This is a genomic window from Dehalococcoidia bacterium, assembly GCA_025054935.1.
Classification (GTDB): Bacteria; Chloroflexota; Dehalococcoidia; order SpSt-223; family SpSt-223; genus JANWZD01.
Genome location: JANWZD010000013.1, coordinates 65,137 through 91,647, shown reverse-complemented (window position 1 = coordinate 91,647; position 26,511 = coordinate 65,137). Strand labels below are relative to the sequence as shown.

The following is a 26,511-nucleotide window of genomic DNA, read 5'->3' as shown; positions in this document are numbered from 1 at the left end:
GGGAGCTCTCGTCCGGCTGCGACGGCAGTCCTCTCTTCCCGCACGCTGCTTCCGCTCAGCCAATCGTGCGGTCACGCGGCAACTGGGGGAGACGACAGGGCAGCAAGTACGCACGCGTTCGGCGCAGCGCCGGCGGCACGATGTCTTCGCGCTCTAATCTGGGCAATCGCAACGTGCGAGGAGACGCGTTCGGGGTCAGATCGCTTTCGCGGCGCGCAGCGCGGCAATACGCGCTTCGTCATAGCCGAGCACATCGCGCAGCACAGCCTCGGTATCGCGACCGACCGCGCCGATCGCGCCGCCTGCCGGCTCCGGCACGCCTTCGATCTTCATCGGCCAGCCCATCGTGCCGACCGTCTTGCCAGCAAACGGCACTTCGACGATCATCCGGCGCGCCGCCGTTTGGACCGAACTGAGCATTTCCGCGACGCTAAGGACCGGCGCGCAGGGGACGCCTGCTGCACTGAGCGTTTCGACCACCTCATCAGCAGAGCGAGCGCCGACCCATTCGACGATCGCCGGACGCATCACCTCGCCGAAGCGCCACCATCGCCCCGTCTCGTCAGGGGCGGGCGCGTGGGCGAGCAAGTCGGCCCGTCCGATCGCGGGCGCGAGCCGTTCCCACAGCGACGGGATCGATGCCGCGATCACGACATCGCGGTCCGCGGCGCGAAAGCGGCCGTACGGCCCCCCGTGCCCGAGCCAGTCACGACTGTACTCTTGCCCTGTCAAGCTGTAGGCGACGGCTGCCCGCTCGTTGAGCGCGGAGAGCGCGTCCACCATCGCCACTTCGATAAATCGCCCTTCCCCAGTGCGGTCCCGGAGGCGAAGAGCGAACAGCATCGCGATGACGGCATACAGAGCGGGCACCAAGTCGCCGATCACCGCGCCGATCTGGGCCGGCGGACCGCCAGGGTCGCCGCTGACCGCCATCAACCCACTCGCCGCCTGCGCCACCAGATCAAGCGCCGGACGAGCGGCGAAAGGCGCAGGCGCGACAACGCCGCTGCCATAGCCGCTGATAGCCACGTGGAGCAGTCGCGGGTTCGCCTCGCGCAGCACGGCCTCGGAGAGCCCGAGCCGGTCCAGCGTCCCCGGAACATAGTTCTCCCAGAGGGCATCCGCTCGCCGCACAAGGTCGAGCAAGGTTGCTCTCCCCTCTGCCGTCTGCAGGTTGAGGGAGAGATAGCGTTTATTCCGCCCAAAGCGGAGGATGCCCGCAGAGACCATCGCCCCCTCGTGTTCGGTGAAGGGGGGCAAGAAGCGCGCCGGGTCGCCGCTCCCCGGCCGCTCGACCTTGATGACCGTTGCGCCGGCGTCCGCCAGCAGCATCGTGCCGTAGGGGCCAGACGCCATCTGGGTCAGGTCGATCACGAGTATCCCGTCGAGGGGGCGCAGAGCGGCCATAGGCAGTGCTCCTGCGGAGGCTGGCCGGCAGTCTAGAGCCGCCCTCCGCCGCCGTCAACCGGGGCGAGCTATTATCTCCTGCGGAGGTGGTGCGCGTGATTGAACCGATCGATTGGCTGGACCGCTGGCGCCGCACCGTGATCGAGCGCAAAGACCAGGCGGACCGCTGGCGCGGCGGGCCGGCGCGCGAGGACGACTTTTGGGCCAACTCCGTCTCGCGGTTTCGCGAACTGACTGCCGCGATGACTGAGGATGAGCCGTTCTTTGCCACCCTGCGGGCGACCGTTCGGCCGGATGACACCGTCCTCGATATCGGCGCGGGCGCGGGACGCTACGCGATCCCGATCGCGCCCTACGTGCGCAAGGTCGTCGCCCTCGACCCCTCGCCAGCAATGTGCGACGCGCTCGCAGCCGGCATGGCCGAACGCGGGATAGACAACATTGACATCGTGCGCGGACACTGGCCGGACGACGCCCACCTCGTCGAGCCGGCGGATGTGACGATCTGCGCCCATGCGATGTACTGGAGCGCCGAAATTGGTCCCTTTCTGCGGGCGATAGACGAGCGAACGCGGCGCGAAGCGCTGATGACCCTGCGGGTGCACAGCATGGACGCTTGGCTCGGCGACCTGCCGCTCCGCCTCCGGGGCGAGCGGCGCGTTCCCGAGCCGGTCGCGCTCGACCTCGTTGGCGCCCTGAGCGCGCTCGGCATTTGGGCCGACCTTCGGATCGTCCCCGGGTTTCTCCGCTCCTACGCGTCGCTCGACGAACTCGCGGCGCATGTCGCCACTCTCCTCGCCTTCCCTCCTGAGGACGCGCCGCTTGAGTTTCTCCGCGAGCAGATCGAACCGCTCGTCACCAAGCGCGATGGGCGGCTCGTGCTCGATGGACCGTGGCGGCTGGTCGGTATCGTCTCGTGGCGGAAAGCATGACCGCTGACGACCTCCGCCGGCTTGCTGCCGCGCTCGGAATCGAGCTGCTTGACGACGAAATCGAGGCAGACCTCGCCGAACTGGAGGCGATGCTGGCGAACGCGCGGCGCCTTGCCGAGCGGCTGACAAGCGATGACGAACCAGCGCTGACCGCGGAGCCCGCATGAAGGAGCTTCGCTTCGCCACCATCGCCGACGCGCTCGCCGCTCTTGACCGCCGCGAGGTCTCCGCCGTCGAGCTGACCCGCCTTCACCTCGACGCTATCGCCGCGGAGAACCCCCACCGGAACGCCTTTCTGCGCGTGACTGAAGAGGACGCGCTCGCCGGCGCCGCCGCTGCCGACCGGGCACGCGCGGCGGGCGAGCAGCGGCCGCTCCTCGGCATTCCTGTCTCGCTCAAGGACCTGATCGACCAAGCGGGGGTTGTGACAACCGCGGGAACGCGCGCCCCAGAGCGCATGCCTGCCGCTGAAGACGCCGAAGTCGTCCGCCGCCTGCGCGCCGCCGGCGCGGTCATTCTCGGCAAGACCACCTTGCATGAGCTCGGGTTCGGCCCAACCAGTGAAAACCCGCACTCTGGCCCTGTGCCCAATCCGGCAGACCCGTCGCGCATTGCTGGCGGGTCGAGCGGCGGAAGCGCTGCGGCAGTTGCCGCCGGCCTCTCGTTCGCCTCGATCGGCACCGATAGCGGCGGATCGATCCGGGTGCCGGCAGCGCTCTGCGGCGTCGCCGGCCATAAACCCACCTTCGGCTTGGTCCCGCGGCGAGGCGTTCAGCCGCTCTCGTGGTCGCTCGATCACGTCGGGCCGCTCGCCCGCACCGCTGCCGACTGTGCGGCCGTTCTCGCCGCGATCGCGGGCCATGACCCTGCCGACCCGAGTTCGAACCCCGCAGCTCGCTTCGCGTACCCCAACGTTCTGCCGAAGCACCTCCGCTTGGGGGTCGTCCGCGACGCTTCGGCTTGGCTTGAGCCGGCAGTGCGCGCCCGTTTCGACGAAGCGGTAGCGGTACTGGCGGGCGAGGGCAGGACGATGGTCGACGTGGAGCTTGGGCAGCTGAGCGATGGGCTGGCATGCGTCGCAATCCTGCTGCGCGTTGAAGCGGCTGCGGCCTGCCGCGACTGGCTGGCGCGTCATCCTGACCGGATCGGCAGCGATGTTCGGGCCCGTCTCCGCGCAGGTCAGCTGCTGCCAGCAACTGCCTACCTCGACGCCCTGCGCGTCCGCCGGCAGCTTGTCCGCGAACTGAATGCCCTCTTCGACACGGTGGACCTCCTCCTCCTCCCCACCACCCCAATCGTAGCCCCGCGCATTGGAGCGACTTTTGATCCGATTGCTCCGGGTGGCCCCACCCCGCGGGCACTGCTGACCAGCCTCACGTCGCTGTTCAACGCCACGGGGCTGCCCGCACTCTCGGTCCCGTGCGGCAAGGACAGTGCCGGGCTGCCAGTCGGTCTCCAGATTGTCGGCCGCCGAGGGGAGGACGGCCTTGTCCTCGCTGTTGGAGCCGCTTTCGAGTCCGCTCGGGGCAGGGGGAGCACTTCCTCCCGCCCTCCTGACCTCTGAGCAGCGGCGAGCGTCGTGCTCCTCTCTCGCACGGCGCCGCGCCTTTGCGGCTGATGCAAAAAACTGCTTGACCAACCGCAGAAATCTGGTACGGTACTCACCACAACGACGTACCCAACGTTTCCTATTCTTGTCCGCGCCCGTGCATCGCCTCGCCCCTCCGTGCCGCGAGGGCGCAAGGCTGCCGCGAACCCACCGATACCACCCTCCGCTCTCAGGAGGCCGGTGAAGGTCGAATATATCAATCCGTTCGTGCGAGCCGCCTCAGAGGTGCTGGAGCGGGAATTGGGATGCGCCTTCCAGCAAGGGGCCGCTTCTCTGCACCGCTCTGCGTATACCACCCATGATGTCACACTCCTCGTCGCGGTCAGCGGTGATGTTCGCGGCGTGGTGCTCTACTGCTTCGCCGAGGCCGCTGCGTGCGCCATCGCAGCAGCGCTGCTCGGCCAAGAGCTCCCCGAATTCGACGACCTTGCGCAGAGCGGTATCGCGGAACTGGGCGACCTCATCACGACTGCCGCCGGCGCCTATCTCTCGGATGCTGGCTATCACGCCACCCTCTCTGCCCCGACCCTCCTCATTGGCACTGGCACGATGGTGTCGGCCCTCGATTTGCCGCGCCTCGTTGTTCCCCTGATGAGCGATGTCGGCTCATTGGAGATCCACATCGCGCTGCGCGCATAAGCGCCCATTGAGCCGCTGAGCGCAATCCGCTACGCTGCACGGGGGAGGCGCCATGTCGGCCACGCCCGCTACCGATTGCCGCGTTCTCTTCCGCCGCCCTTGGCAACCGCGCCCTGCACCAGCGACCAGCACGGCCGGGAAGACCGCTGACCGCTCTCGGGCGCCCCTGCCTCGGAGCGCTGCCTCAAAGCCGGCGCGTTCGTCACTGCGTTTCCGGAACGGGAGGGACGATGTCTGAGCACGCCAGCGACCTCATGCCCAGACGCACCGCGCTCCTTGTCGTTGATGTCCAGAACGATTTCTGCGGCGGAGGCGCCGGCGAGGCGATCCGCGCCGGCTTGGCGCGGCTGCTCGATGCCGCTCGCACGACGGGGGTCCTGCGGGTGTTCATCCGCGCGCTCTACGACCAGCAGTATCTCAGCGCGCCGTTCGCTGCCCAGCTGGCCAAGCTCGGCCGGCTTGGCCGGGTCTGCCAAGAGGGCACCCCGGGCGCGGACTACTGGCCCGGCTTCGCGGCGCAGCCCGGCCCGCGTGAGCTCGCCATCGTCAAGCATCGCTATAGCGCCTTTCGGGGCACCGGCCTCGCTGAGACCCTGCGTCAGCACGGCGTTGACACCGTTGTCGTCGCCGGGCTCACCTTGAGCACCTGCGTCGGCGCGACTGCGCGCGACGCCTTTCTCGACGACTTCTTCGTCATCGTCGCCGCCGACGCCGTCTACGACCCTGACCCGGCACGCCACGCGAGCGAGCTCGCCTTCCTTGACCGGATGATTGGCACCGTCCTGCCGAGCGAGGCGATCGCCGCCGCTTGGGCCGCCGCGTCCGCCGAGGTGGCGCAATGACGATCTGGCGCATGCCTGACTTCCGCGGGCGGGTCGAAGAGGCGTGGCATACCCTTGACGCCGGTGACGGCGGCGAAGCGGCCGAACTGATCATGGCGGCGATGAAGCTCGGCGGGATCGACAACCTGTGGTTCGTCTCCGGCTCCGAGCTGGCGGCCCTCCAAGAAGCAGGCGCGAAGGCGAAGGCGCTCGGCCGTCCCACTCCCACTATCCGAACGATGCTCCATGAGCACGCCGCCCTCTGCGCCGCGCTTGGCGAGGCGATGGTCAGCGGACGGCCAAGCTGCGCCTGCGCCCATGTCGAGCTCGGCTTGCTCAATATGGGCGGCGCGATCCACATCGCCAGCCGCGGCGGCTACCCGACGCTCATCTTGACCGGCGCGCCCGCAACAGCGTATCCCGGCAGCGGGCCGGGTGACCGCTCCCACACCGTCTATTGGCAGCAGCAGATCCGCGACCAAGGGGAGATCGTCCGCCAGTACGTCAAGTGGGACTACAAGCTCGCGCCCTACGATAACGCTGGTCTGACGGTGACGCGCGCGCTACAAGTCGCGCTCACGCCGCCGACGGGCCCCGTCTATCTCGCGATGCCGCACGAGTCGGCGCGCACTCCAATCCGCGGCATCCAGCGGTTCCCCACGCTCGCCCAGCTCACTCCGGGCCGGGGCCCGGCCGCCGACCCTGCCCAGCTGCGCGAGGTCGCGCGCATGCTGATCCAGGCGGAGGCACCGGTGATCCTCACCGAGCGGCTGGGCCGCAATCCGGCGGCCCTCGCGCCGTTTCAGGAGCTGGTCGAACTGCTCGGCTGCCGCGTCATCGCCTCCGGCTTCCGCTACAACTTTCCCAACCCGCATCCCCTGCGGGCGCCGCTCCCCCACCGCGGCTTTCCCGACCTCGAGCCGTACGACGCCATCCTCATCGTCGATGCGCCGACGCCCTGGCTGCCCGGAACGACCTCGCCGCGCGCCGGCGCGCGCATCGCCTGGATCGACGTCGACCCTATCGTCACCTGGATCCCGATGTGGGAGTATCCCGCCGACTACCGGCTCATCGCCGACTCGGCGCTTGCCATTCCGGCGCTCCTCGACGAGGTGCAGCGCCAGCTGACGCCCGCGGATCGCCGGCGCATCGCGGCGCGCCGCGAGCGGCTGACTGCTGAAGGGTGGGCCGCGATCGAGCGCGAGCGCCGCGCCGCCGAAGCCGATGGCGCGCTCGAACAGATCACGCCCCGCTACGTCGCGCACGTCGTCGGCACGCTCATCGATGACGAGACCGTCGTCTTCGGCGAAGGCGGCCCGACAGCGTTCATCCCGCGCTCAAAGCCCGGCACGCTCTACTTCCACGGCGGCGCCAGCCTCGGCTACTCGCTTTCGGCGGCGGTCGGCGCCAAGGTCGCCCAGCCGGGCCGCCGCTTCATCACCCTCGTCGGCGATGGCGCCTACAACTTCGGTCTTCCGTCTCAGTCCTTCTGGGCTGCCCGCCAGTACCGCGCGCCGTTTCTCGCCATTCTTTTCAACAATCGCGGCTACAGCACCGGAACAACCCGATTGCGCGATGCTTACCCGGACGGCTGGGCCGTCCGCACCGGCGACTACAGCGGCGGCTTCTTCGACCCGCCGCCGAACTACAGTGCCGAAGCCCAGGCCGCCGGCTGCTTCGGCGCGAAAGTGCGCCGGCCCGAGGAGGTCGCCCCGGCGATCCGGCGCGCGCTTGACGCCGTCGACAAAGAGGGCATCCCCGCGGTCATCGACGTCTGGCTGCCGAAGCACATCACCGGCGAGGTGTAGGCGCTCCTCGCGGGACGACCGCCCGCTGCCGAGGCGGACCCGGTGCTTAGAGGAGAGGCGTCTTCCCGAGCGCGCTCAGCGTGATCGCCAGCCCGAGCGCGATGACCGCAGCGGCGCTGCACACCGGCAGGAGGCGCAGCAGCCCGCCCGGCGCTGCGCCCGGCAGCCGAGCAAACAGCCGCTTCGCAGAGACGAGCGCCAGTCCGATCGCGGTGAGGACGCCCGCCAGCCCGATCGAAAAGAAGACGATCAGCAGGATCCCGAACGCGACCCGTCCCAGCGCGATCGCGCTCAGCATTACCACGAGCGCCGAGGGGCACGGCAGCAGCCCGCCCGCGAGGCCGAGCGCGAGGAGCGAGCGCCACGTCACCGGCGACCCATCCGCGCCCGGCGGCAGATGGCGGTGCGTTATCCCGCCGTGGGAGTGAACGAGGGGGTCGCGATGATGGTGGTGGTCAGCGTCGTGATGATGGGGGATGCCGAGCGCGTGCAGGCGGGCGTGGTCGGCGGCGTCTCCTGGGGGCGGGCGACGGAACAGCCGGGGAAAGGCTTGGGTCAGGCGCTCGCGAAACAGCGCCACGCCGAGGGCGACGACAAGCAGCCCCGAGATGAGCTCCAGCCAAGGAAACAGCCGCTCCGGCAGAATAACGGCGCTAAGAAAGAGCGTGACGACCCCAAGCGCGAAGACGCCGAGCGTATGGGTGATGGTGACCGTTGCGCCGAGAAACACGGCGTGAGCCGCAGTGCCGCGCGCGCCGACGAGGTAGGCAGCGACCACAGCCTTACCGTGGCCGGGACCGAGGGCGTGCACCGCGCCGAGCCCCATCGCCAGCAGCAGCGCCAGCGCGATGAAGGGCGGGGTCGCGTTCTCCTCGGCGATCAGCGCCGCAAAGGCGTCCTGCGCAGCCCGCGCGGCCTCGCGCACCGGCGTCACGAGCGGTGCGACCAGGGAGGGCGCGCCGGGCTGGAAGAGAAACATGACATCGTGCACCGCGCGCGGGGAGATGAGGGCGTCGTCAGGATAGACGGTCAGCTGACCAGTCGGGTCGTCCAGCGAGGCGGTCGTCTCAAGCAGCCCGACGCCGTCGCCAGCGCGCACCAGCACATCAACGTAGCCGAGCCGATCGGCGAAGGCAGCATCGATGTAGCGCCCGCGCATCGGCCGGCCGGTTGAGCCATAGGCGCCGACAAAGTCGATCTCGAGGCGGAGCGTCATCAGCCCGCCTTGACCGGGGGGGTAGCTGAGCCTCGCATTCCGGGCAGTCAGCGGCACTGGCTGGCCGTCGACCGTCAGCCGAATGTTCCGCGCGATCTCCTCGGTGAGGCGGCGGCGAGCGGCGGCTGTCTCCTCGGCGGAGAGAATGCCGTCGCGGTCGCGATCGATAGCCAGCTTCTCTTGAAGCGCCGGGATCTCCGCCATGTCGAGGATATAGCGGACCGCAATCGAATCGGGACGCAGCTCGATGATCGAGAGCCGATTGACGGTGAAGTTGCCGAGCGGATGCGCGCTTGCGACACCTGACGCGAGGGCGCAGAAGGCCGCGGCGACGAGCCCAGCAAGGAGCCGGCTCACTGCTCGGCCCATCAGGGACGACCGCTCGCCGCGGCAGCGCCGCCGAGCGCCGCATCGCTCATCACGCTCTCATCGCCTCCTCTGTCGCCGCTCCAAGACCGCTTGCGTAATTCTAGTCGCGCTCCTGCGCGTTCCCGCTAACGCGCTGTGTCCCGCTCTCTTGCCGCTCTCAGCACCGCCATGGCAGCAGCGCCGGCCGCTTGCGCGGGCTGAGTACAATGCTCGCGGACGGATGCAGCGAGGACACCGTGATCAGCGAGATCAAGTTCGTCACCCAAGGGGTCGAGCGGCTGGAGCGGGCGGTCCGCTTCTACCAGGAGGCGTTCGGGTTCGTCGAGCACGGCCGGATGCACATTACTGGCCCGGCGTTCGAAGCGGCATGGCGAATGCCGGCCGGACTGCGCGGCGACGCAGTCATCCTAGGGCTGCCCGACCGGCATTCTGGGCTTCTCCGCCTTGTCCAGTTTGATCGACCCGGCGAACGCATCTGGGGCAGCTATGAGCGCCTCCACGATCTCGGCCACTACGCCGTCAACTATCGCTACCGCGACATTAAGAGCGGCTGGCAACGCCTGCTCGCCGCCGGCGCCGCGCCGAAGTCGGCGCCGCTCTTCTGGAAAGTGAACGAGGATATTCAGGCGTGGGATGCTCAAGCCTACGACCCCGATGGCGTGCTTCTTGATGTCTTCGAGGTGATGGGCAACCTCGAAGGCACCCTCGGCTGGCAGGAGACCGAAGCGAGCGAGGTGCAGTCGGTAGCGATCCACGTCGCCGACGAGGCGTGGATGCGCCGCTTCCTAGAAGGGCTCGGCTTCCGCGTTCTCTTTGATGTCATCTTGGAGGGAATGGGGCATTTCCTCGGCACGGCAGAGGATATTCGCGTGCACAACGTCAATTTCATCTCCCCGCACGCCCCGAACGGCCGGATCGAGTTCTCGCGCTATCTCGGGACCGACGGTCAGCCCCTCACCGAACGCGCCGTGCCGCCCAACATCGGCATCCTCTCGATCTCCCTAGAAACCGACGACCTAGAAACGACGCGCGCGCTCGTCACGTCGCTTGGCGCCACGCCGATTGCCGGCCCCTTCGACGCAGTGATGCCGCCTTTTGGGCGCGTTCGCTTCGCAACCTTCCACGGCCGGGACGGCGAACAGTGGGAATTCTTCGAGCGCCTCAGCTGACGCTCCGGACGCGCGCTCTGCCGGGCGACACGGCGCGTCTCCCTGCCACCCCGCGTTCGGCCGCCGCGCCCTGCGCGAGGGCAGTCGGCAGGAAAGACGCGCCCCTCTCCTCTCCGCGAACACCGAGCGCCTGACGAGCGCGCCGCCCTGCGACCCGGCGCTCGCGGTCACCGGGCGCCCCGCCTTGCCGGCCACAAGGCGAGCGCTCGCAGGCTGCGCTGTTCGGCCGCTGCAGTCGGCAGCAGAGGACGCCGCTTTCTTTAGGCCGCCGCGACAGCCGCCTCCTCGCGGGTGAAGGTGAGCGCGTCGTCCGAGCCGACGCCGACGATCACCGTGTCGCCTGGCTTCACGTCGCCCTTGAGGAGCAGCTTCGAGAGGGGCGTCTCGATTGACCGTTGGATTGTCCGCCGCAGCGGCCGCGCCCCGAACGTCGGGTCATATCCCTTGCGCGCGAGCCACGCCTTCGCTTCGTCGGTCAGGACAATCGTGATGCGGTGCTCCGCGAGCTGGGCGACGACGCGCCGCACCATCAGGTCGACAATCTTGGTAATGTCCGCCTCTGCCAACGGATGGAAGACGATGATCTCGTCGATCCGGTTGAGAAACTCCGGCCGGAAGGTGCGCTTCAGCGCCTCCTCCACCGCGGCGCGCAGCCGCTCGACCTGCGAGCGCTGGTCGCGGTCGGTGCGGAAGCCGAGCGCCCCTTGCTGCAGAGCGCTCGTGCCCAAGTTGCTCGTCATGATGATGACAGTGTTCCTGAAGTCGACCGTTCGTCCCTGCCCATCCGTCAGCCGGCCATCTTCGAGGATTTGCAGGAGCGTGTTGAAAACATCCGGGTGAGCCTTCTCGATCTCATCGAACAGAACGACGCTGTACGGTTTGCGGCGCACCTGTTCGGTCAGCTGGCCGCCTTCCTCGTAGCCGACATAGCCGGGCGGCGCGCCCGTCAGGCGGCTCGCGGTATGCCGCTCTTGGTATTCCGACATATCCAGCCGGATCAAGGCGTCCTCGTCATCGAAGAGGAACTCCGCGAGCGCGCGGGCGAGCTCTGTCTTGCCGACGCCCGTGGGGCCAAGGAAGATGAACGAGCCGATCGGCCGCTTCGGGTCCTTCAGGCCGGCGCGCGCCCGACGGATGGCATCGGCCAGCGCCGCGATCGCCTCGTCCTGCCCGATCACCCGCTCGTGGAGGCGCGCCTCCATGTCAAGCAGCTTGGTCATCTCAGTCTCAAGCATCCGATTGACCGGGATCCCCGTCCACTTGGCGACGATGGCAGCGATATCCTCAGTGTCGACAACGGGGTCGCTGTGCTGCTCCTGCTGCCGCTGGCGCTGCGCCTCGATCAGCCGGTCCTCTGCAGCCCGACGTTCGGCAACGAGCGCGGCGACCCGGTCGGGGTCGTGGGCGGCGGCTGCGGCGTTCTCCTCAGCGCGCAGCCGTTCGACGGTGCGCTCCAACTCTCGGATCGCCGGCGGCGTCGTCTCCAAGGCAAGGCGCACGGCGCTTCCTGCCTCATCGAGCAGATCGATCGCTTTGTCCGGCAAGAACCGGTCGGTGATGTAGCGGTCCGACAGCTTGGCGGCGGCTTCGAGGGCGCCATCGGTATAGCGGACGCGATGATGCGCCTCATACTTCGGCCGCAGCCCGCGGAGAATAGCGATCGTCTCGTCGACGCTCGGTTCGCCGATCATGACCGGCTGGAAACGCCGCTCCAGCGCCGGGTCGCGCTCGATGTACCGCCGGTATTCATCGACGGTCGTCGCGCCGATCGCTTGGAGCTCCCCTCGGGCCAACGCCGGCTTCAGCATGTTGGAGGCGTCGATTGCCCCTTCAGCAGCGCCAGCGCCAACAACAGTATGCAGCTCGTCGATGAAGAGGACGATCTCGCGGCTGGCAGCCTTCACTTCTTCCATCACCGCTTTCAGCCGCTCTTCAAACTCGCCGCGAAACTTGCTCCCCGCGACCATCGCGCCAAGGTCGAGGGCGATCACGCGCCGATCTTTGAGCGAGCGCGGGACATCGCCGCTCGCGATCTGCTGCGCGAGCCCTTCGACGATGGCTGTCTTGCCGACGCCGGGATCGCCGATCAGCACGGGATTGTTCTTCGTCCGCCGGCAGAGCACCTGCATCACGCGCTGGATCTCGGTCTGACGCCCGACAACGGGGTCAAGCTTGCCGGCCTTGGCGAGCGCCGTCAGGTCGACGCTGTATTTCTCGAGCGCCCGATAGCGGCTTTCGGCGCGCTGATCGGTAACGCGATGCGCCCCGCGAATGTCACGCAAAGCGCGGTAGATCTTCTCTTGGTCGATGCCAAACTCACGCAGCAGCCGTGCCGCCTCGCCGCGCCGCTCATTGGCGATCGCGATCAGCAGATGCTCGACGCCGATATATTCGTCGCGGAGGCGGTCCGCCTCCTGCTGAGCGGCTTCGAGCAGTTGAGTGAGGCGCGGGGTCGCGTAGAGCTGGACAGCGTCGCCCGAGCGCGGCGCGTTCGCGAGCACAAGCTGGACTCGGGCAGCGAGATCGGCGGGGTCATGGCCGAGCTTGCGCATGATCTCCCCGGCGATCCCCTCGCGCTGCTCCAGCATCGCCAGCAGGACATGCTCGACATCCCATTGGGTATGGCGGTAGCGTCGAACGATCTCCTGCGACGCGCTCAGTATCTCTTGGGCTTGCTCGGTGAATCGGTCTTGTCGAATCATTGGGTTCCTCCGGGGTGACCAGTCATCGCCCCGACCGACACGCTGCGTCAACGGCGGCAGACTGCCGTTGACGTCGAGCGGAGCGTCATGATCGAGGTCAGCTGACGTGCGTCTCGCTCTCGCGCTGGGCGCGCAGCCGCTCAAGCTCCTCGCGCGCTGCCCGCAGTTCGCGCTCGAGGGCGGCAACCTTCTCGCTTAGCTGGAGGATCACCTCGACGCCGGCGAGGTTGACCCCAAGGTCGTCGACCAAGCGTTTGATCTGCTGCAGCCGTTCGATATCCCGAGCGGAATAGAGCCGAATATTCCCGCGCGAGCGCGACGGCTCTACCAGCCCGAGCCGTTCGTAGTAGCGCAGGGTCTGCGCATGAACGCCGAGGAGGCGCGCGGCAACGCTAATCACATAGCACGGCTCATCGTCATACTGCTTCTGCATGGCTCACCGTCCTAGCGACGCTCGAAGCTGCTCGAAGAGCGAGCGCTGGGCAGGTGTCAAGTTCGTCGGCAGCACAACGTTGACCTTGGCATAGAGATCGCCGCGCTGACCGCCGCCGAGCTTCGGCATGCCCTGACCGGCAAGCCGGATAACCCGGCCGTTCTGGGTCTCGGGCGGGATCTTCAGCGCCAAGCGCGTTCCCTTCAGCGTTGGGACGAGCACTTCGCCGCCGAGCACAGCATCGACCAGCGGGACGGAGACATCGACATACAGGTCGTCCCCCTTCCGCTCGAACACGGGATGCGGGCGGACCGAGATGACGAGGTAGAGATCGCCTTTCGGGCCGCCACCCAGCCCCGCTCCTCCTTCGCCGGCGATCCGCACCCGCGAGCCCGTCGTGACGCCAGGCGGGATTTTCACTTCAATCCGCTTCGGCCTCGCGACCAAGCCGGTGGCAAAGCATTCCGGACACGGCTTGCCGCCAGCGCGGCCGCTGCCAGCGCAGAGCGAGCATACCTGCTCGCTGGTCAGTTCCAGCGTCCGGGTTGTCCCGTTGAACGCTTCCTCAAGCGAGACCTCGATCGGGTGTTCGATATCTTGGCCGCGCGTCGCCGCGCGTCGGGTGCCTGTCCCCGCCCGACGCGTGTCGCTCCGGAAGAGCTGCTCGAAGATGTCGGCGAAGCCGGAGCCGCCGCCTCCGCCCGGAGAGAAGAACTCCTCGAAGTCGAACGCGGCCGTGCGGCCGCTGCGCGCGCGAGACGCCTGCTGGCTCGCCTGCCGCGCTGCCTCGAACTGGTCAGCATGTTTCCAGTTATGACCATACTGGTCATACTTTTTGCGGCTCTCCGGGTTGGAGAGCACTTCGTACGCCTCGTTGATCTCCTTGAAGCGCTCTTCCGCACTCTTATCTCCCGGATTGAGATCCGGGTGATATTTCCGCGCGAGCTTGCGGAACGCCGCCTTGATCTCTTTCTCCGACGCTGTCCGCGGGACACCAAGGATCGCGTAGTAATCTCGGCTGGCCAAGGTCTGCTCCAGCTGCGCTGAATTGCGACCGGACGAACCGGTCGACCTGCCACAAGTACTGTACACCTTGATAATGACTTTGTCAAACTCTGTATTAGAGCTTTGTAAGATCACTTGACAGCCACATCTTCTGTCAGTATATCAGAGGTGGAAGTGATATCCCGGCTCATCGGAGAGCCGCACCTGCCCCGCCCAGTGCCGGGCAGAAGCAAGGAGGGAGCGAACAATGGTGACCCGTTGGGATCCGTGGCGAGAACTGGCGCAGATGCGCAGCCAGATGGACCGCATGCTCGAAGAAGTCTTCTCTGGCGGCGGCGGTCGCTATGACGTGACGACGCCCCCAACCGATGTCTTCGTGGGGGACGATGAGCTGCGCGTGACGATGGCGCTGCCCGGTGTCAACCCCAATGATGTCGAGATCACGACCACGCCAGAGGCGCTTATCATCCGCGGCGAAGCGAAACCGCCGCAGGAAGAGAAGAACGGCCGCTGGGCGCGACGCGAGATCGCCTATGGGCGCTTCGGGCGCGCGATCGCTTTGCCGTTCGGCGTCGATGCCGACCATGCCAGCGCCCATTTTGAGAACGGCTTGCTGACCGTTCGCCTGCCGAAGGCGGAAGCGGAACGCCCACGCCGCATCAGTATCAGCACCGGCAAACCTGCTATCGACACCACCGCAAGCACGCCGAGCGAGGCGACCGCCTGATCCCGTCGCGCCGCAGCTTCGCGAGCAAACCGTCCAACCCTTTCTCGGCCCGCCGCTGGCGGGCCGCTGCGTTTTTCCGCTTCTGAGCAACAGCGCCGCGCCCGTGCCGAAACAGCGCCCTTCCCGCGCCAATAGACGGTCGGCGCCCCCTTTGTCATCTCTCGCGCAGGGAGCGGCCTCCGTGCAGCACGGGCGCGGGCCGCGCCAGCGCGCCCCTGCCGCAGCAGGCGCCCTCCGTCAAACAGCTCACCGTCCCCGGGCAGCGGGCTGTGCGTTGGGGCAGTCGGACCTATTGCAGCAGCAGAGAGCGCGCGCTCGTCAGGCGCGCTCGAACGGAACGACCTTGAGAGCGCCGACGAGCGACAGCGCGCCGCGCGTCGGCAGCTGCCCGCGCACCCGGAACGCCGCCGCTTCGGCTGCCCCCCCAATGGCGAGCGCGAGCCGGCCAAGGCGGCCCCACTTGCGGAACGGATGGGGGAACCCCTCCTTGCTCCCCCTCGCCCCGCCGCTCTCGCTCCAGCGCCCGATGATCGCCGGGAGCACGCCGACCGCGCCGACCACAACGGGCGTCAACCCGGCCGCCTCGAGCTCAGTGGAGAACCGATGCCAGTCGAACGACCCTGGCGCGGCGCTGCCCACCCAGAGAATGGCACCGCCAGGCCGGAGGACGCGCCAAAACTCCGCCACCAGCCGCGCTCGCCGCTCATCGGAAAGGTGTTGGATCCTCGCGGCACCGTAGATCAGGTCGAACCGTTCACTGCGGAACGGGAGCGCCTCGAGGCTCGCCAAGGCGGCCCGGCTGCCCGAGCGTCGGGCGCGGCGAATTGCCGCTGGCGCAGCGGCAATACTGATCACCGGCCGCCGCCCAGCAAAGCGCCGCAGCCACGCGTGCGCCGCGCCATCGTCCACGCTGAGAATTTTCAGACCGCCGGTCGGCCAGCCGAGCAGCGCTGGAATGACCGCCGCCGCCACGCGCCGCGCGCCGACGCCCCAGGGCCGATGCCCCCCTCGAGAGGCGCGGGAACGCGGGTCGTCTGCTGCGACGTTCTGCGGCAGCTGAGCCCCCAAACAGCCCTCCCCCAAGCGATATCTCCCAGTGAGAAGTGCCGGTGCGTTCGGCCGCGCCGGTCGCGAGGCAGCGAGCCAGAACGTGAGGGTAGCAGACCGCGCCGCCAGCTGCTGCGTCCAGACGAGCCGCGGAGACTGCGCTGCACCGGTGAGCCGGCGTCCATCGTCCTGCGCGCTCGGCAGCCCCTTTGCTGACTGTCGCCTGCTCTCTGCTGGGTGCCCGCTGCTCCGACAGGCATACCGCGCGAGCCGAGCAGCGCTCCTCGGCGACTTCCCTCGACGGTGCGGCGCCGCGCGCAGCGAGGCCAGCGAGACGGTGGGCAACCGTCTGCCGCCACGCCCCCGGCAGGCCCGGCACGGCGAGCAGCCGCTCCAGCCCGGCGCGGTCGAGCGTGCCGCGGCGCATCAGCCGGTTCGCTTCGGCGATCGTCGCCCCCGGGAAGGGACGCGCGACGTGCGTGATCGGGTCGCCCGCTTCGACGAACCCCGGCGGGAGGCACCGGAAAGAGAAGCCGGTGCGCCCCGTTTGCCGCACCCAGCGCGCCAACCGCGGCTCGCCGTTCCACGCCGCCAGCGTGACGCACAGCTGGCGAGGCTGGCTCACTTCGACGAGCGCCTCGCCCATGCGGTAGACATCTCCGATGCAGACGCCGTCTTCAAGAAGGCCGACAGCAGTGCAATTCTCGCCGAACGACGGCGTGTCGAGGGGTCGGCCGAGGCGGGCCGCCCAGAACGGATAATGCTCCGCTGAATAGACGCAGGCTGCCTTCGCCGACCCGCCGTGAACCGCGAGGTCGGCCTGCACGTCGCTCTCGACGCCCGTCGCCGACAGCAGCCGCTTCCCAGCGACTGGCCGCTTGCCGAACGCTGTCAGGCCCGTCGCGCGGCGAGTGCGAGGCGACACCGGCTGACCGACACTGAGCGAGAGCAGCCGCGCTGTCGTCTCCATCTCTGCGCGGAGGGTACTCGAATCCGAGAGCGGCCAGCAGGGCAGCCGAGGGGATGCGATACGCTTCCTCAGCAGCACGTCCGGGAGGAGCGATGCACTATCGAATCGTCCGCGACATTCCGCGCCCCAGCGACGCTGACCTCGCGGCGTTGCGGGAGGTCCCCACTACTGGCCTCGCCGGTCCGGACGCCTTCGGCGCGGGCGTGGCGATGGACTGGCAGATCAAGCCGCTCCAACGCGGTGTCCGGGTCTGTGGCCCAGCGTTCACCGCGAAGCCTGACGGCATCGATCACCTCATCCCCCTGTACGCCGCGACCCTCCTCGCCCCGGGCGATGTGCTGGTGGTGGACGGCGGCGGACGCACTGACTGCGCCCTCTTCGGCGCGGGGATGACGCACACTGCCCGGCTGCGGGGTGCTGCGGCTATCGTCATCGACGGTCTGATCGTCGACCACGACTCGATCGCGGCATTGCCCATCCCGGTGTTTTGTCGCGGCGCCCACCCGGGCTGGAGCACGATGGAGCGGCCCGGCTGGATCAACGTCCCGGTCCGCTGCGGCGGTCGGCTGGTCTCGCCCGGCGACCTGATCCACGGCGACAGCGACGGCGTGATCGTCATCCCGCGGGAACGCATCCCGGAGGCGGTCGAGCACGCGCGCCGCTACCGCGAGCAGCTGGCACAGTGGCGCGCTCAGGTCGCGACCGGCCGCACCTTCTTCGAGATCCTCGGGCTCGACGCCGCGATCGCACGCCTCGCCATCCCCGAAGAGGCGCACTCCTGAGCCGCGCCCGCGCTGCTCTGCAAGCGGCGGCGCGCCTGCGCCGCGGCGAGGAGGAAGCCGCCCTCACTGTGCCTGCTGGGAAAAGCGCAGCGCGGGCTCTCTTGGCTCCTCGCGTCGGCCGCCTCGCCGCCCGAACTGCTGGCGGGCCGGAAGCGGGCGACCCGCGCTCGGGGTTGCGCCGAGCGCTCCGAGGCCGCCAACCCCGCTCGCTTCCGAGAGAGGACGTATACTGACTACTGTGACAACAGGCTCGCCGGCGCGTGCCCTCCCGAACGCGCCGTTCCTCGTCCGCGCTTTCTCGAAGCGAGGCATCTTCTATGGCTGGGCGATCGTCGTCGCCAGCTTCGTCGTCACCTTCTGCGAGATGCCGACCTTCAACCCGGTGCTCACCCTCTTTCTCCTGCCCATGACGCAGGAGTTTGGTTGGAGCCGCACCGAGTTCTCCGGCGTTGTCGTCATCTCGACCTTCGCCGCCGCCATTGTCGCGCCGTTTGGCGGCGCGCTTGTCGACCGCGTCGGGCCACGCCTCGCCCTCGTCGCCGGCTCGGCGCTCCTCGGCATCGCGATCCTCGCCCTCGCCGTCACGCCGAACCTCGTCTGGTTCTATTTCTGCTATGCCCTCGCCCGCATCGCGGCGAACGGCGGCACCGGGATCGCCACGACGGTCGTCGTCTCAAACTGGTTCACGCACAAACGGGCTTTCGCCTTCGGGATCATCGCCAGCGCTTGGCGGCTCGGCAGCTGGGTCCTGCCGCTCGGCATTGCGGCGCTCATCTTCGAGCATGGGTGGCGCGCTGGCTGGGCCGCGCTCGGGGTCATGATCCTCCTGCTTGCGGTCCCCATCCCGGCGCTGCTGACGATCCGCGCTCCCCAGGATGTCGGCCTGTCCCCGCTCGAAGCGCGCTCATCAACCCGGCCGCGCGCCGCCCTGCCCGAGCGCTCCTGGACCCTCCGCGACGCCGTGCGGACGACCTCGCTCTGGTTTGTGGCGCTCAGTGGCTTCTGCGCCTGGTTCACGGCCGCTTCTTTCAATCTCCACCTCGCGCCCTACCTTCTCGACAAGGGCTATCCGCCCGACATCGCCGTCGGAACGCTCGCCGGCATGGGCTTCGTCAGCATGGTCGCCACTATCGGCATGGGCCTCGTCGCCGACCGGATCGGCGTGCGGCCGACCTACATGCTCGCCTTTGCCAGCGCAACCGTCGGCGCGGCGCTGCTCCTCTGGCTGGCAGCCTCGTGGATGCTGCTCGGCTTCGCGATCTTCTACGGCGTCGCCTTCGGCGGCTACGTTACGCTCCAGCAGAGTGTCTGGGCCGAGTATTTCGGGCGCGGGTCGCTCGGCGCCATCCGGGGGGTCGCGATGCCGGTACAGTTGATGGGCAACGCTCTCGGCCCCTTCCTCGCTGCGGTCGCTTACGACCTGACCGGCAGCTACGCGCTTCCCTTCGCGGCGTTCGTCCTCGTCAGCCTGCTCGGCATCGTCGCGATGGGACTGGCACGCAAGCCGCGCCATCCGGCGCTGGCGTGAAGCGCTGCCGCAGGTCGTTCTCCCTCGGAGCGCAGTGAAGTATGCTTGCGGTTGAGGGAGAACGACCGATGGTCCTGCAGGTCCCCGTCCCCGCGATCGCGGTTCCGGCGCTTCCCGCCGGCCCCACCTCGTTCGAGGAGTTCCTGCAGCTCGACACCGGCGAACTCAAGGCGGAGTGGGTTGAGGGAGAGGTAATTGTCCTGACGCCGTTGCACGACGCGCACTCCGCGATCCAGACCATTCTGCCGGGCCTGATGTGGCTCTTCGTCGAGACACGGCGACTTGGCATCGTTCGCACCGAGATGACCGTTCGGCTCGGCTCCACGGCCCGCGCGCCCGACCTTCTCTCTCTTTCGACCGCCAACCGCAGCCGGCTGCGGCGCAGCTTCGTCGATGGACCGCCCGACCTGATCGTCGAGATTGTCCTGCCTGACAGCATCGAGCGCGACCGCGTTACCAAGCTGCGCGAGTATGAAGCTGCCGGCGTGCAGGAGTAGTGGGTGATCGACCAAGTCGCCGGCGTGCCGCGCTTCTACCAGCGCGCGGGCGACGGACGCTCTCAGCGTATCGAGCCGGCGGAAGGCGTGTACGGGTCGGCGGCGCTCCCTGGCTTTCGGCTGCCAGTCGAGTGGGCGCGGCGCGTGCCGACCGTCGAGGAGGGGCTGCGGACGCTCGGGCTGCTTGGCTGATCGCCGCTCGATCACCCTGCGCCGAACGACCGGCGCGAGAGGAGAGAACGGTGCGCGACCCCATCATCGGACTCGGCTGGTTCGTCCGGCGGACGCACGACGTTGAGCGGCTGGCGGCTTTCTTTCGAGACACAGTCGGTCTGCCCGTCCTCCGCGAGCAGGGGGAGGCGGTGCAGTTCTGGGCGGGCGAAGCGACGGTGTTCGAGATCGCCCCTGGCGGCCAGCCGAACCCCGCATATACCGACCGCGCCCAGGCGCCCTGCGTGCCGATCTTCCGTGTCCACGGCATTCGCGGAACAATCCAAAGACTGCGCGAGGCGGGTGTCCGCTTTATCAATGAGTTTGAGCGCGAGCACAACCACCTCGCCTACTTCCTTGACCCGCTCGGCAACGTCACCGGCCTGCAGGAACGGTACCGCACCTCCGACCGTCCCGAAGACCGCGAGGCGTGGCGGCGGTGGGACGCCGGCGAGACCCGGATCGACGGGGTCGCGCCGCTGCCGCCCGATATCCAGCACATCGGCTGGATCGTCTTCCGCTCGCTCGACGTGCCCGCCCAGATCGCTTTCTACCGCGACGTCGTCGGGTTAGAGGTCGCGGTCAGCTACAGCGAGACGAACGCGCTGATGCGCCTCGGCGATGGGGTCCTCCTTGAGCTCTCCCCCGGCTCATCGCCGCAGCCGCGTCCTGCCGACCGCGGCGACGTGACAAACACCCCGGTGCTGCGGGTGCGCGATCTCGATACCCTCGTCGCCGACCTGCAGGCGAAGGGGGTCGATTTCGTCAACCTTCCTTTCGACATTCCCTTCGGCCGCATCGCCTACTTCGTCGACCCCGAGAACCATCTCGTCGGCCTCCAAGAGCGCCGCCCCGAGAGCGACCGGGTCGAAGACCGGGAGGCGCGCCGACGATGGGGCGCCTGAGCCCCCGCTCATCGCCGTCGTGCCCGGACAACTGTTGCCGCCAGGAGCGCGGGCGAACGCTGCGCCTTCACTGGCGCTCCCCGGGGACCGCCGGGCGGCGGCAACTGAGGGCAGGGCAGCCCCTCGCTCCCACAAGGCGAGCCGCTCCCCCACTGGACGGAAACGGCCCGGCCGCGGTCAGGAGAGGTCGTGCCATGCCGAGCACGGAGATCGCTCATTCGAACTGCGTCTCGGCTGACAGCGCCTAGTCGCTTTCGAGTTCGCTCTCGTCCATCAACCGGAAGCCGATGCCGACCTTCACTTGAAACCAGCCGACCGCGCCGTCGTGGATCGAGCCGCGGATTTCGCGCACCTCAAACCAATCGAGGCCTCTGAGGGTCTGGTTCGCACGGCCAATGGCATTCCGGATCGCGGTTTCGATGCTTTCGGTCGAGGTGCCAACGACTTCGATCACTTTGTAGATATGGTCCGACATAGCGGCGCTCCTCGGGCCAAGATGCGGCGATGATACGCGATCGAGCAGGGAGAGTTAGTCAGAGCGCACAGGGCGGCGCGGCGCGGCGGACACTCTCGTTGGAGGGGTCAGATTGACCAGAAGAAACCCGATGACAGCTTGGCGCAGCTCCGGCCGCGCGAGCCGCAGCAGGCGCATGGCGTATTCAATGTCTGGGTCGGTGCGGCGCTCGTCCACCGGCCAGCCAGCGAGCCGCCGCAGCGTGCCGGGGCTAAGCCCAAGCACGGGCTCGAGGGCGTCGCACGACTCCGCGGTAGGACGGGCACCGGCGAGAATGACACGCAGGGTGTTGTGACTCAAGCCGGCGCGGATCGACGCTTGACGGGCGGAGAGGCCGAGCGCGGCAAGACGCGCTCGGATCGTGGCGCGCAGCTGATCCATCGACAGCTCCCCGACCAGCGAGAGAGGAGGCGCACCCGTCCCGCGGGCTGTTCGCCCGCGCATGCTATCATGGGGGACCTGCCCCCGCAATCGGCGGCCTGCCCGGCGGCTCCTCTGGCGATGTTCCGCGCGCGCGTCGCCATCCGACCACCGCGAGGACGATCACGCCGCCTGCAAGGAGCGCAAGGCCGGCCAAGAACAGCACGAACGGAATGAAGCCCGGCTCGGCGAACAGCAGGCGGAGCCCGGCGAGCACCATTAGCAAGACCGTCGTTGCCAACAAGGCCCGGCTCCGCACCACAGCGCCCACCCCCAGCAGCGCGAAACACTCGGCGAGCAGGATGAGGCCATAGCGAAGCCCCTCCTCGCCAAACGTCTGCGAGAGGGAGGTCAGCCCGATCACGAGCGCCCCGATCACCCATGCCAGCGCTGACAGCACCGGCGCCGTCGCGCCAAGGTCGCGGTCCCGGGCGCTGAGGAACGCTACGCCCCCAAAATAGAGACCAGCCGGCACGGCATACCATTGCGGGTTGTCGACTTCGAACACCCCCAGCTCCCAGAGGAGCGCGCAGAGGGCAAGGAAGCTCGCCGGATAGAGCGCCAGCCGACGCCAGCGCACTTCGAGGCCGATGAGCAGCGCCAGCACGAAGATCACGAACGAGGTCAGATGTCCGGCAAGACGGCGGCGCTCCTCCTCAAGCGCTTCGCCTTGGATGGCGCCGGCGACAAAGACCGCAAACAGCCCTGTCGCCAATCCGACCAGGCGCGCCGCCAGCCCCCAGCGGCCGAGGTGGTCGCCGAGCGCATGTCCGGCGAGAACCCAGCCGACCGCAAGGGTCGCGATGAGCGGCCCGCCCGTCTCTTGGGGAGCGCCCAGCCAGCGCGCCGTGGCCGCTGCAGCGCCGACGAGAGCGAGGGCGACACCCCCAAGCAGCCACAACACGCGCCAGCGCGCCACGGCCGCGGCGGCGAGCAGCGTTATTGACCACGCCGCAACCGCCGAATGTCCTGCCTGCTCGACCGTCAGCAGAGCGACGAACAGGGCATAGACGGCTGCGATACCGCCGAGCATCCACCGCCACCCCCAAAGACGCAGCGGCAGCGCCAGCGCCAGCGCCGTGATGCCGACGACAAGGACAAGATAGCCGAGCCCTGCGTTCGCTGCCCCCTCGAGGTCGAGCGGCAGCGCGTCGAGCAGCCAGAACCACGCGGGGAGAAGCGAGAGCGCCGGCGCAGCGAGCAGCCAGGATCGGCGGGTCAAAATGGCTGTCGCGCTGAGCAGTGCGGTGACATACAGTCCCGCGGCGGCGCCAATGCCCTGAGTCTCGGCGAAGATCGGGGGGAAGAGAGCCACGAGGGCGACACCGATCCCGATCACCAGCTGCTCTCGCCCGAGGATCGTCCCCCGGCGCAGCCACCAGAACGCAATCTGCCCGCTCGCGATCGCGATGCTCGCGAGCGAGCCGACCCACTCCGGTCCCTCCGCCCAGCGCACCGTCTGGGCCGATGCGACATGGATGAGGAGGCCGGCGAGCAAGGGGCTGATCGGGTCGCCGATGCCCCACGCCATCACGATGAACGTGAGGGTAAGGAAGACAAACGGCCAGACGCCGGGAGCAGGGTCGCTCGGCCAGAGGCTTGCCGGGATCGCCGCGACGAAAGCGACGATCGCCCAGAAGAGCGACCACCCGAGGATCAGCGGTCCGAAGAGCGGCCGCAGCCAGCGGCGCAGCCCGACGTGGAGCGCCATCAGGACAAGCGCTTCCGCCGCCCACCAGCTCGCCGCCCACTCCGGAACCGGGTCGGCGACCGCCAGCGCCGCTTGGACGACCGAGGAGAACGCGATCAGGGTGAGGATGGCGTAGAACAGGCCGAACCGAGCCAGCGTGAAGGCGAGGTAGAGCAGAAAGCAGGCGAGCGAGGCGAAGAGCCAGAGCTGGGTTTCGGAAAGAGGTCCGACGTCTCGGAGCCAGTTGATGAAGGCGAGAAAGACGATCGGCACCAGCAGCGCGCCGACAGCGGTGAAGACGATGCCCGCCGACCGCACCGGCGCGATCTGGCGGGCAATCAGCCCAGTCACGAAGAAAAGCCCGGCGAGCACTCCCACGACGACCGTTCGGCCGAGATTGCTCTCAATCAGCAGCAGGAAGAAGAGGGAGGCGATGACGACGAAGAACGCGCCGAGATAGAGCAGCGCGTTCGCCCAGATGACGGTGAAATTGACCGGCTGGCGAGGAGGAGCAGGAGCGGCTGGCGGCGTGACCGGAGCCGGCGCCGCGACCGCGATCCCCAGCCGAGCGCGGTAGGGAGCGGTCATGCGGTCGGCGAGCGGCGGGCCGATCAGGCGCGCCCGCAGCCAGTCATCAACCGCTGCCAGCAGGTAGGCGATATAGCCCCGCTCAGTCTCAGCGGTCAGGCCGGGAACCGCTCCACAGCCGGGGCAGAAATTCGCTCCGGGCGGCAGCTCGGCCGCACAGTGAAAACAGCGGGTCGACGGAGAGAGGAGGGGCGCCAAAGGGAGGGGCGACGGAGACTGCGAGTCCATGAACGGCTCTCCTCGCTGGTCGGCGCGCCAAGTTTCGAATGGTTAACGGCAGGAGGCCCGCAACTCGTTCCATAATCGGCTACACTCGCGCTGCAGTCAACATTCCTCGCCCGCCAACATGATGGGAGCAAGCACCGTTCAGCCGGAACAGGAGCGCCGCGGCGACCTCGGCGCGCGTGCACGCTGTCGCCGTCCTTTTCGCCTTGGGGTTGTCGGCGGCGGCCAGCTTGCGCGCATGATGGTTCCGCCGGCCCACCGCCTCGGCGCGATCGTGCAGGTCCTCGAGCGCTCCCCCGGCAGCCCTGCTGCTCTTGCCGGCGCCCACGAAACGGTAGGCGACTGGGACGACCCGGCAACCCTTGTCCGGTTCGCTCGGGATCTCGACGCGCTCACGCTCGACCACGAGTTCGTCGACGCGACCGCGCTCGCCGCGGTGGAGGCGGCCGGCGTGCGGGTCCGCCCCGGCGCTGCTACCCTCCGGCGAATCCAGGACAAACTGGTTCAGAAGGAGACGCTCGCCAAGGCGGGCCTTGCGGTGGCGCCGTTTCGGCCGGTCGAGACGGCGGCTGACCTCGTGGCAGCCGGTGAGGCGCTCGGCTGGCCGCTCGTGCTGAAAGCTCGGCGGGGCGGCTACGACGGCCGCGGCAACCGGGTCGTGCGCGGTCCGGAGGAGGCTGCTGCCGCGCTCGCCGCCTTCGCCGCGCGGCCGGGCGGGCTGTATGTCGAGGGCTGGGTCGCCTTTCGGCGCGAACTCGCAATCATGGTCGTCCGCAGCGACGCTGGAGAGATCGTCGCCTATCCCCCCGTCCATACGATCCAGCGCGACAATATCTGCCATGAGGTGCGCTTCCCCTGCGGCGCGGCTGAGGACGTTGTCCGGGTCGCCTCCCGCGCCGCCGAGACGTTTGGCGTGGTCGGCGCGCTCGGCGTTGAACTGTTTGAACTGGAAGACGGGCGGCTCCTCGTGAATGAGCTCGCGCCGCGCCCGCATAACTCCGGACATTACACCATCGAAGCGTGTGTCACCTCACAGTTTGAGAACCATGTCCGCGCCGTGCTCGGCCTGCCGCTCGGCGACCCCTCCCCGCGCGTCCCGGCAGCGGTGATGGTGAACCTTCTCGCCGACGGCGACGGTCCTGGCCAGCCGGCGGGCCTCGCCGATGCGCTCGCGGTTCCGGGCGCGGCAGTGCATCTCTACGGTAAGACGATGGCGCGGCGCGGGCGCAAGATGGGCCACATCACGGTGACAGGCGCAGAGGTGAGCGAAGCGGCCGCGCGGGCCCGCGCAGCCGCCGCCGCGATCCGCTTTGGGGAAGAGGCATGACCCCGCTCGTCGGCGTGGTGATGGGCAGCGACTCCGACCTGCCGACTCTCCAGCCGGCAGCAGACGTGCTTGCAGAGTTTGCTATTCCCTATGAGATCCGCGTCGTCTCTGCCCACCGGACGCCGCTCGACATGATGGAGTATGGGCGGACTGCCCACCAGCGCGGGCTACGGGTCATCATTGCGGGCGCAGGCGGCGCGGCGCACCTGCCGGGCATGCTTGCCTCGGTGACACCGCTGCCCGTCATCGGCGTGCCGGTGCGCTCGCAAGCGCTCTCCGGGCTCGACTCGCTGCTTTCGATCGTCCAAATGCCCGCCGGCGTGCCGGTGGCGACCGTCGCCATCGGAGGCGGGCGCAATGCTGGCCTGCTCGCTGTCCGCATCCTCGCCGCTTCCGACCCTGCGCTGCGCGAGCGGATGCTCGCCTACCAGCAGCGCCTTGCCGCAGAGTCGCGCGCGAAGAATGAGCAGCCGCCCTTCAGCGCGAGCAGCTGGCGTCCCCCCTCCTCGTCACCGTTTTTCCCCGAGCGGGGATGATCGCCCGCCTCCGCGAGAAAGTGAGGCGCGCCGTTCCAAGAGAGCGGGACCTTGACCGGCCGTCCCGCGCCGAGCCCCGCAGGCGCGCCGCCGGCAGGAGCGAGCGGCGGCGCGGCCGGTCCCGCGCAGAGAAGCAGTTCGCGAGTGCGCTCACCCTGCGAAAGGTCCGCTGCGCCCTCAGAACGGCGCGGCTTCCCTGCGGAAGCAGCACGGCGCTCGGATCGAGACGGCGAGCGTTCACCGCGGGATATCGCCTCGGCCGCGGGCAACCTTCTGCGGAGAGAGGTCGCGTCTGCCGGCTAGGCATAAGGAGGCGAAGGGGAGGACCCAGCGCGGGTGCGCCCTCCAGCAGCGGGGGTGGTCCAGTCCCCCTCTATCCCTTCCGCGAGGGGAAGGCGGGACGTCCGACTGTCCGTCTCACCGGTCGCGCATTGG

25 protein-coding genes are annotated in these 26,511 nt (G+C 68.6%); 16 read left to right on the top strand and 9 right to left on the bottom strand.

Annotated features, from left to right (window positions below; translation table 11 throughout):
• Positions 1 to 195 precede the first annotated feature (195 nt).
• On the bottom strand, positions 196 to 1,407 hold the full coding sequence (locus tag NZ773_13455) for a CoA transferase (protein MCS6802930.1): 1,212 nt from the start codon (positions 1,405 to 1,407) through the stop codon (positions 196 to 198).
• A 95-nt stretch (positions 1,408 to 1,502) separates the two neighbouring features.
• Between NZ773_13455 and NZ773_13450 the strand changes: the two genes are divergently transcribed.
• The 6 genes from NZ773_13450 to NZ773_13425 all read left to right on the top strand — a co-directional run bounded on the left by NZ773_13450 (position 1,503) and on the right by NZ773_13425 (position 7,216).
• A complete protein-coding gene (locus NZ773_13450; protein MCS6802929.1) occupies positions 1,503 to 2,339 on the top strand; it encodes a class I SAM-dependent methyltransferase in 837 nt (278 codons plus the stop codon).
• Positions 2,336 to 2,506, top strand: coding sequence for a hypothetical protein (locus NZ773_13445; protein MCS6802928.1), 171 nt, complete (start codon positions 2,336 to 2,338; stop codon positions 2,504 to 2,506). Before NZ773_13450 ends, NZ773_13445 begins: the two co-directional genes overlap by 4 nt.
• Entirely contained in the window at positions 2,503 to 3,903 is a 1,401-nt protein-coding gene (locus NZ773_13440) for an amidase (GenBank protein MCS6802927.1), read from the top strand. Before NZ773_13445 ends, NZ773_13440 begins: the two co-directional genes overlap by 4 nt.
• A 225-nt stretch (positions 3,904 to 4,128) precedes the next feature.
• The gene (locus NZ773_13435; GenBank protein ID MCS6802926.1) at positions 4,129 to 4,587 is read left to right on the top strand and encodes a chemotaxis protein CheX; all 459 of its coding nucleotides are present in this window, start codon (positions 4,129 to 4,131) and stop codon (positions 4,585 to 4,587) included.
• A 254-nt stretch (positions 4,588 to 4,841) separates the two neighbouring features.
• Positions 4,842 to 5,429: a cysteine hydrolase gene (locus NZ773_13430; GenBank protein ID MCS6802925.1), complete on the top strand. Its 588-nt coding sequence runs from the start codon at positions 4,842 to 4,844 to the stop codon at positions 5,427 to 5,429.
• The gene (locus NZ773_13425; GenBank protein MCS6802924.1) at positions 5,426 to 7,216 is read left to right on the top strand and encodes a thiamine pyrophosphate-requiring protein; all 1,791 of its coding nucleotides are present in this window, start codon (positions 5,426 to 5,428) and stop codon (positions 7,214 to 7,216) included. Before NZ773_13430 ends, NZ773_13425 begins: the two co-directional genes overlap by 4 nt.
• Positions 7,217 to 7,262: 46 nt before the next feature.
• On the opposite strand, the gene NZ773_13420 is transcribed toward NZ773_13425, so the two are convergent.
• Positions 7,263 to 8,789: a sulfite exporter TauE/SafE family protein gene (locus NZ773_13420; protein ID MCS6802923.1), complete on the bottom strand. Its 1,527-nt coding sequence runs from the start codon at positions 8,787 to 8,789 to the stop codon at positions 7,263 to 7,265.
• Positions 8,790 to 9,037: 248 nt separating this feature from the next.
• Here NZ773_13420 and NZ773_13415 point away from each other — a divergent pair, with 248 nt between their 5' ends.
• Positions 9,038 to 9,970, top strand: coding sequence for a VOC family protein (locus NZ773_13415; protein ID MCS6802922.1), 933 nt, complete (start codon positions 9,038 to 9,040; stop codon positions 9,968 to 9,970).
• Positions 9,971 to 10,230: 260 nt separating this feature from the next.
• Here NZ773_13415 and NZ773_13410 read toward each other — a convergent pair whose 3' ends face one another.
• The 3 genes from NZ773_13410 to NZ773_13400 form a co-directional block, all read right to left on the bottom strand.
• Complete coding sequence (locus tag NZ773_13410; GenBank protein ID MCS6802921.1) at positions 10,231 to 12,669, bottom strand: AAA family ATPase; 2,439 nt, start codon at positions 12,667 to 12,669, stop codon at positions 10,231 to 10,233.
• Positions 12,670 to 12,769: 100 nt separating this feature from the next.
• Entirely contained in the window at positions 12,770 to 13,105 is a 336-nt protein-coding gene (locus NZ773_13405) for a helix-turn-helix transcriptional regulator (GenBank protein MCS6802920.1), read from the bottom strand.
• Positions 13,106 to 13,108: 3 nt separating this feature from the next.
• On the bottom strand, positions 13,109 to 14,131 hold the full coding sequence (locus NZ773_13400; GenBank protein ID MCS6802919.1) for a J domain-containing protein: 1,023 nt from the start codon (positions 14,129 to 14,131) through the stop codon (positions 13,109 to 13,111).
• A gap of 226 nt (positions 14,132 to 14,357) precedes the next feature.
• Between NZ773_13400 and NZ773_13395 the strand changes: the two genes are divergently transcribed.
• Complete coding sequence (locus NZ773_13395; protein MCS6802918.1) at positions 14,358 to 14,837, top strand: Hsp20/alpha crystallin family protein; 480 nt, start codon at positions 14,358 to 14,360, stop codon at positions 14,835 to 14,837.
• 318 nt (positions 14,838 to 15,155) lie between these two features.
• Here the strand turns inward: NZ773_13395 and NZ773_13390 are convergent, their stop codons facing one another.
• Positions 15,156 to 15,809 carry a class I SAM-dependent methyltransferase gene (locus tag NZ773_13390; protein ID MCS6802917.1) on the bottom strand — a complete coding sequence of 218 codons (654 nt, stop codon included), beginning with the start codon at positions 15,807 to 15,809 and terminating at the stop codon, positions 15,156 to 15,158.
• A gap of 412 nt (positions 15,810 to 16,221) precedes the next feature.
• Here NZ773_13390 and NZ773_13385 point away from each other — a divergent pair, with 412 nt between their 5' ends.
• From NZ773_13385 to NZ773_13360, 6 genes are all read left to right on the top strand, one after another.
• Positions 16,222 to 16,656, top strand: coding sequence for a hypothetical protein (locus tag NZ773_13385; GenBank protein ID MCS6802916.1), 435 nt, complete (start codon positions 16,222 to 16,224; stop codon positions 16,654 to 16,656).
• Between the two features lie 290 nt (positions 16,657 to 16,946).
• Positions 16,947 to 17,636: an RraA family protein gene (locus NZ773_13380; GenBank protein ID MCS6802915.1), complete on the top strand. Its 690-nt coding sequence runs from the start codon at positions 16,947 to 16,949 to the stop codon at positions 17,634 to 17,636.
• A gap of 238 nt (positions 17,637 to 17,874) precedes the next feature.
• The gene (locus NZ773_13375; GenBank protein ID MCS6802914.1) at positions 17,875 to 19,164 is read left to right on the top strand and encodes an MFS transporter; all 1,290 of its coding nucleotides are present in this window, start codon (positions 17,875 to 17,877) and stop codon (positions 19,162 to 19,164) included.
• A 68-nt stretch (positions 19,165 to 19,232) separates the two neighbouring features.
• A complete protein-coding gene (locus NZ773_13370; GenBank protein ID MCS6802913.1) occupies positions 19,233 to 19,661 on the top strand; it encodes a Uma2 family endonuclease in 429 nt (142 codons plus the stop codon).
• A gap of 3 nt (positions 19,662 to 19,664) precedes the next feature.
• Positions 19,665 to 19,853, top strand: a complete 189-nt coding sequence (locus NZ773_13365) for a hypothetical protein (GenBank protein MCS6802912.1) — start codon at positions 19,665 to 19,667, stop codon at positions 19,851 to 19,853.
• Positions 19,854 to 19,903: 50 nt separating this feature from the next.
• Positions 19,904 to 20,776: a VOC family protein gene (locus NZ773_13360; GenBank protein ID MCS6802911.1), complete on the top strand. Its 873-nt coding sequence runs from the start codon at positions 19,904 to 19,906 to the stop codon at positions 20,774 to 20,776.
• Positions 20,777 to 21,020: 244 nt separating this feature from the next.
• On the opposite strand, the gene NZ773_13355 is transcribed toward NZ773_13360, so the two are convergent.
• The 3 genes from NZ773_13355 to NZ773_13345 all read right to left on the bottom strand — a co-directional run bounded on the left by NZ773_13355 (position 21,021) and on the right by NZ773_13345 (position 24,216).
• Complete coding sequence (locus NZ773_13355; protein MCS6802910.1) at positions 21,021 to 21,251, bottom strand: dodecin family protein; 231 nt, start codon at positions 21,249 to 21,251, stop codon at positions 21,021 to 21,023.
• A gap of 54 nt (positions 21,252 to 21,305) precedes the next feature.
• A complete protein-coding gene (locus NZ773_13350; GenBank protein ID MCS6802909.1) occupies positions 21,306 to 21,671 on the bottom strand; it encodes a hypothetical protein in 366 nt (121 codons plus the stop codon).
• Between the two features lie 67 nt (positions 21,672 to 21,738).
• Positions 21,739 to 24,216, bottom strand: coding sequence for a zinc ribbon domain-containing protein (locus NZ773_13345; protein ID MCS6802908.1), 2,478 nt, complete (start codon positions 24,214 to 24,216; stop codon positions 21,739 to 21,741).
• Between the two features lie 118 nt (positions 24,217 to 24,334).
• On the opposite strand from NZ773_13345, the gene purK reads away from it, so the two are divergent.
• Positions 24,335 to 25,540 (top strand): 5-(carboxyamino)imidazole ribonucleotide synthase, encoded by a 1,206-nt coding sequence (purK, locus tag NZ773_13340; GenBank protein MCS6802907.1) that lies wholly within the window; start codon positions 24,335 to 24,337, stop codon positions 25,538 to 25,540.
• Entirely contained in the window at positions 25,537 to 26,076 is a 540-nt protein-coding gene (gene purE, locus NZ773_13335; protein ID MCS6802906.1) for a 5-(carboxyamino)imidazole ribonucleotide mutase, read from the top strand. The genes purK and purE overlap by 4 nt, the downstream gene beginning before the upstream one ends.
• Positions 26,077 to 26,511 lie beyond the last annotated feature (435 nt).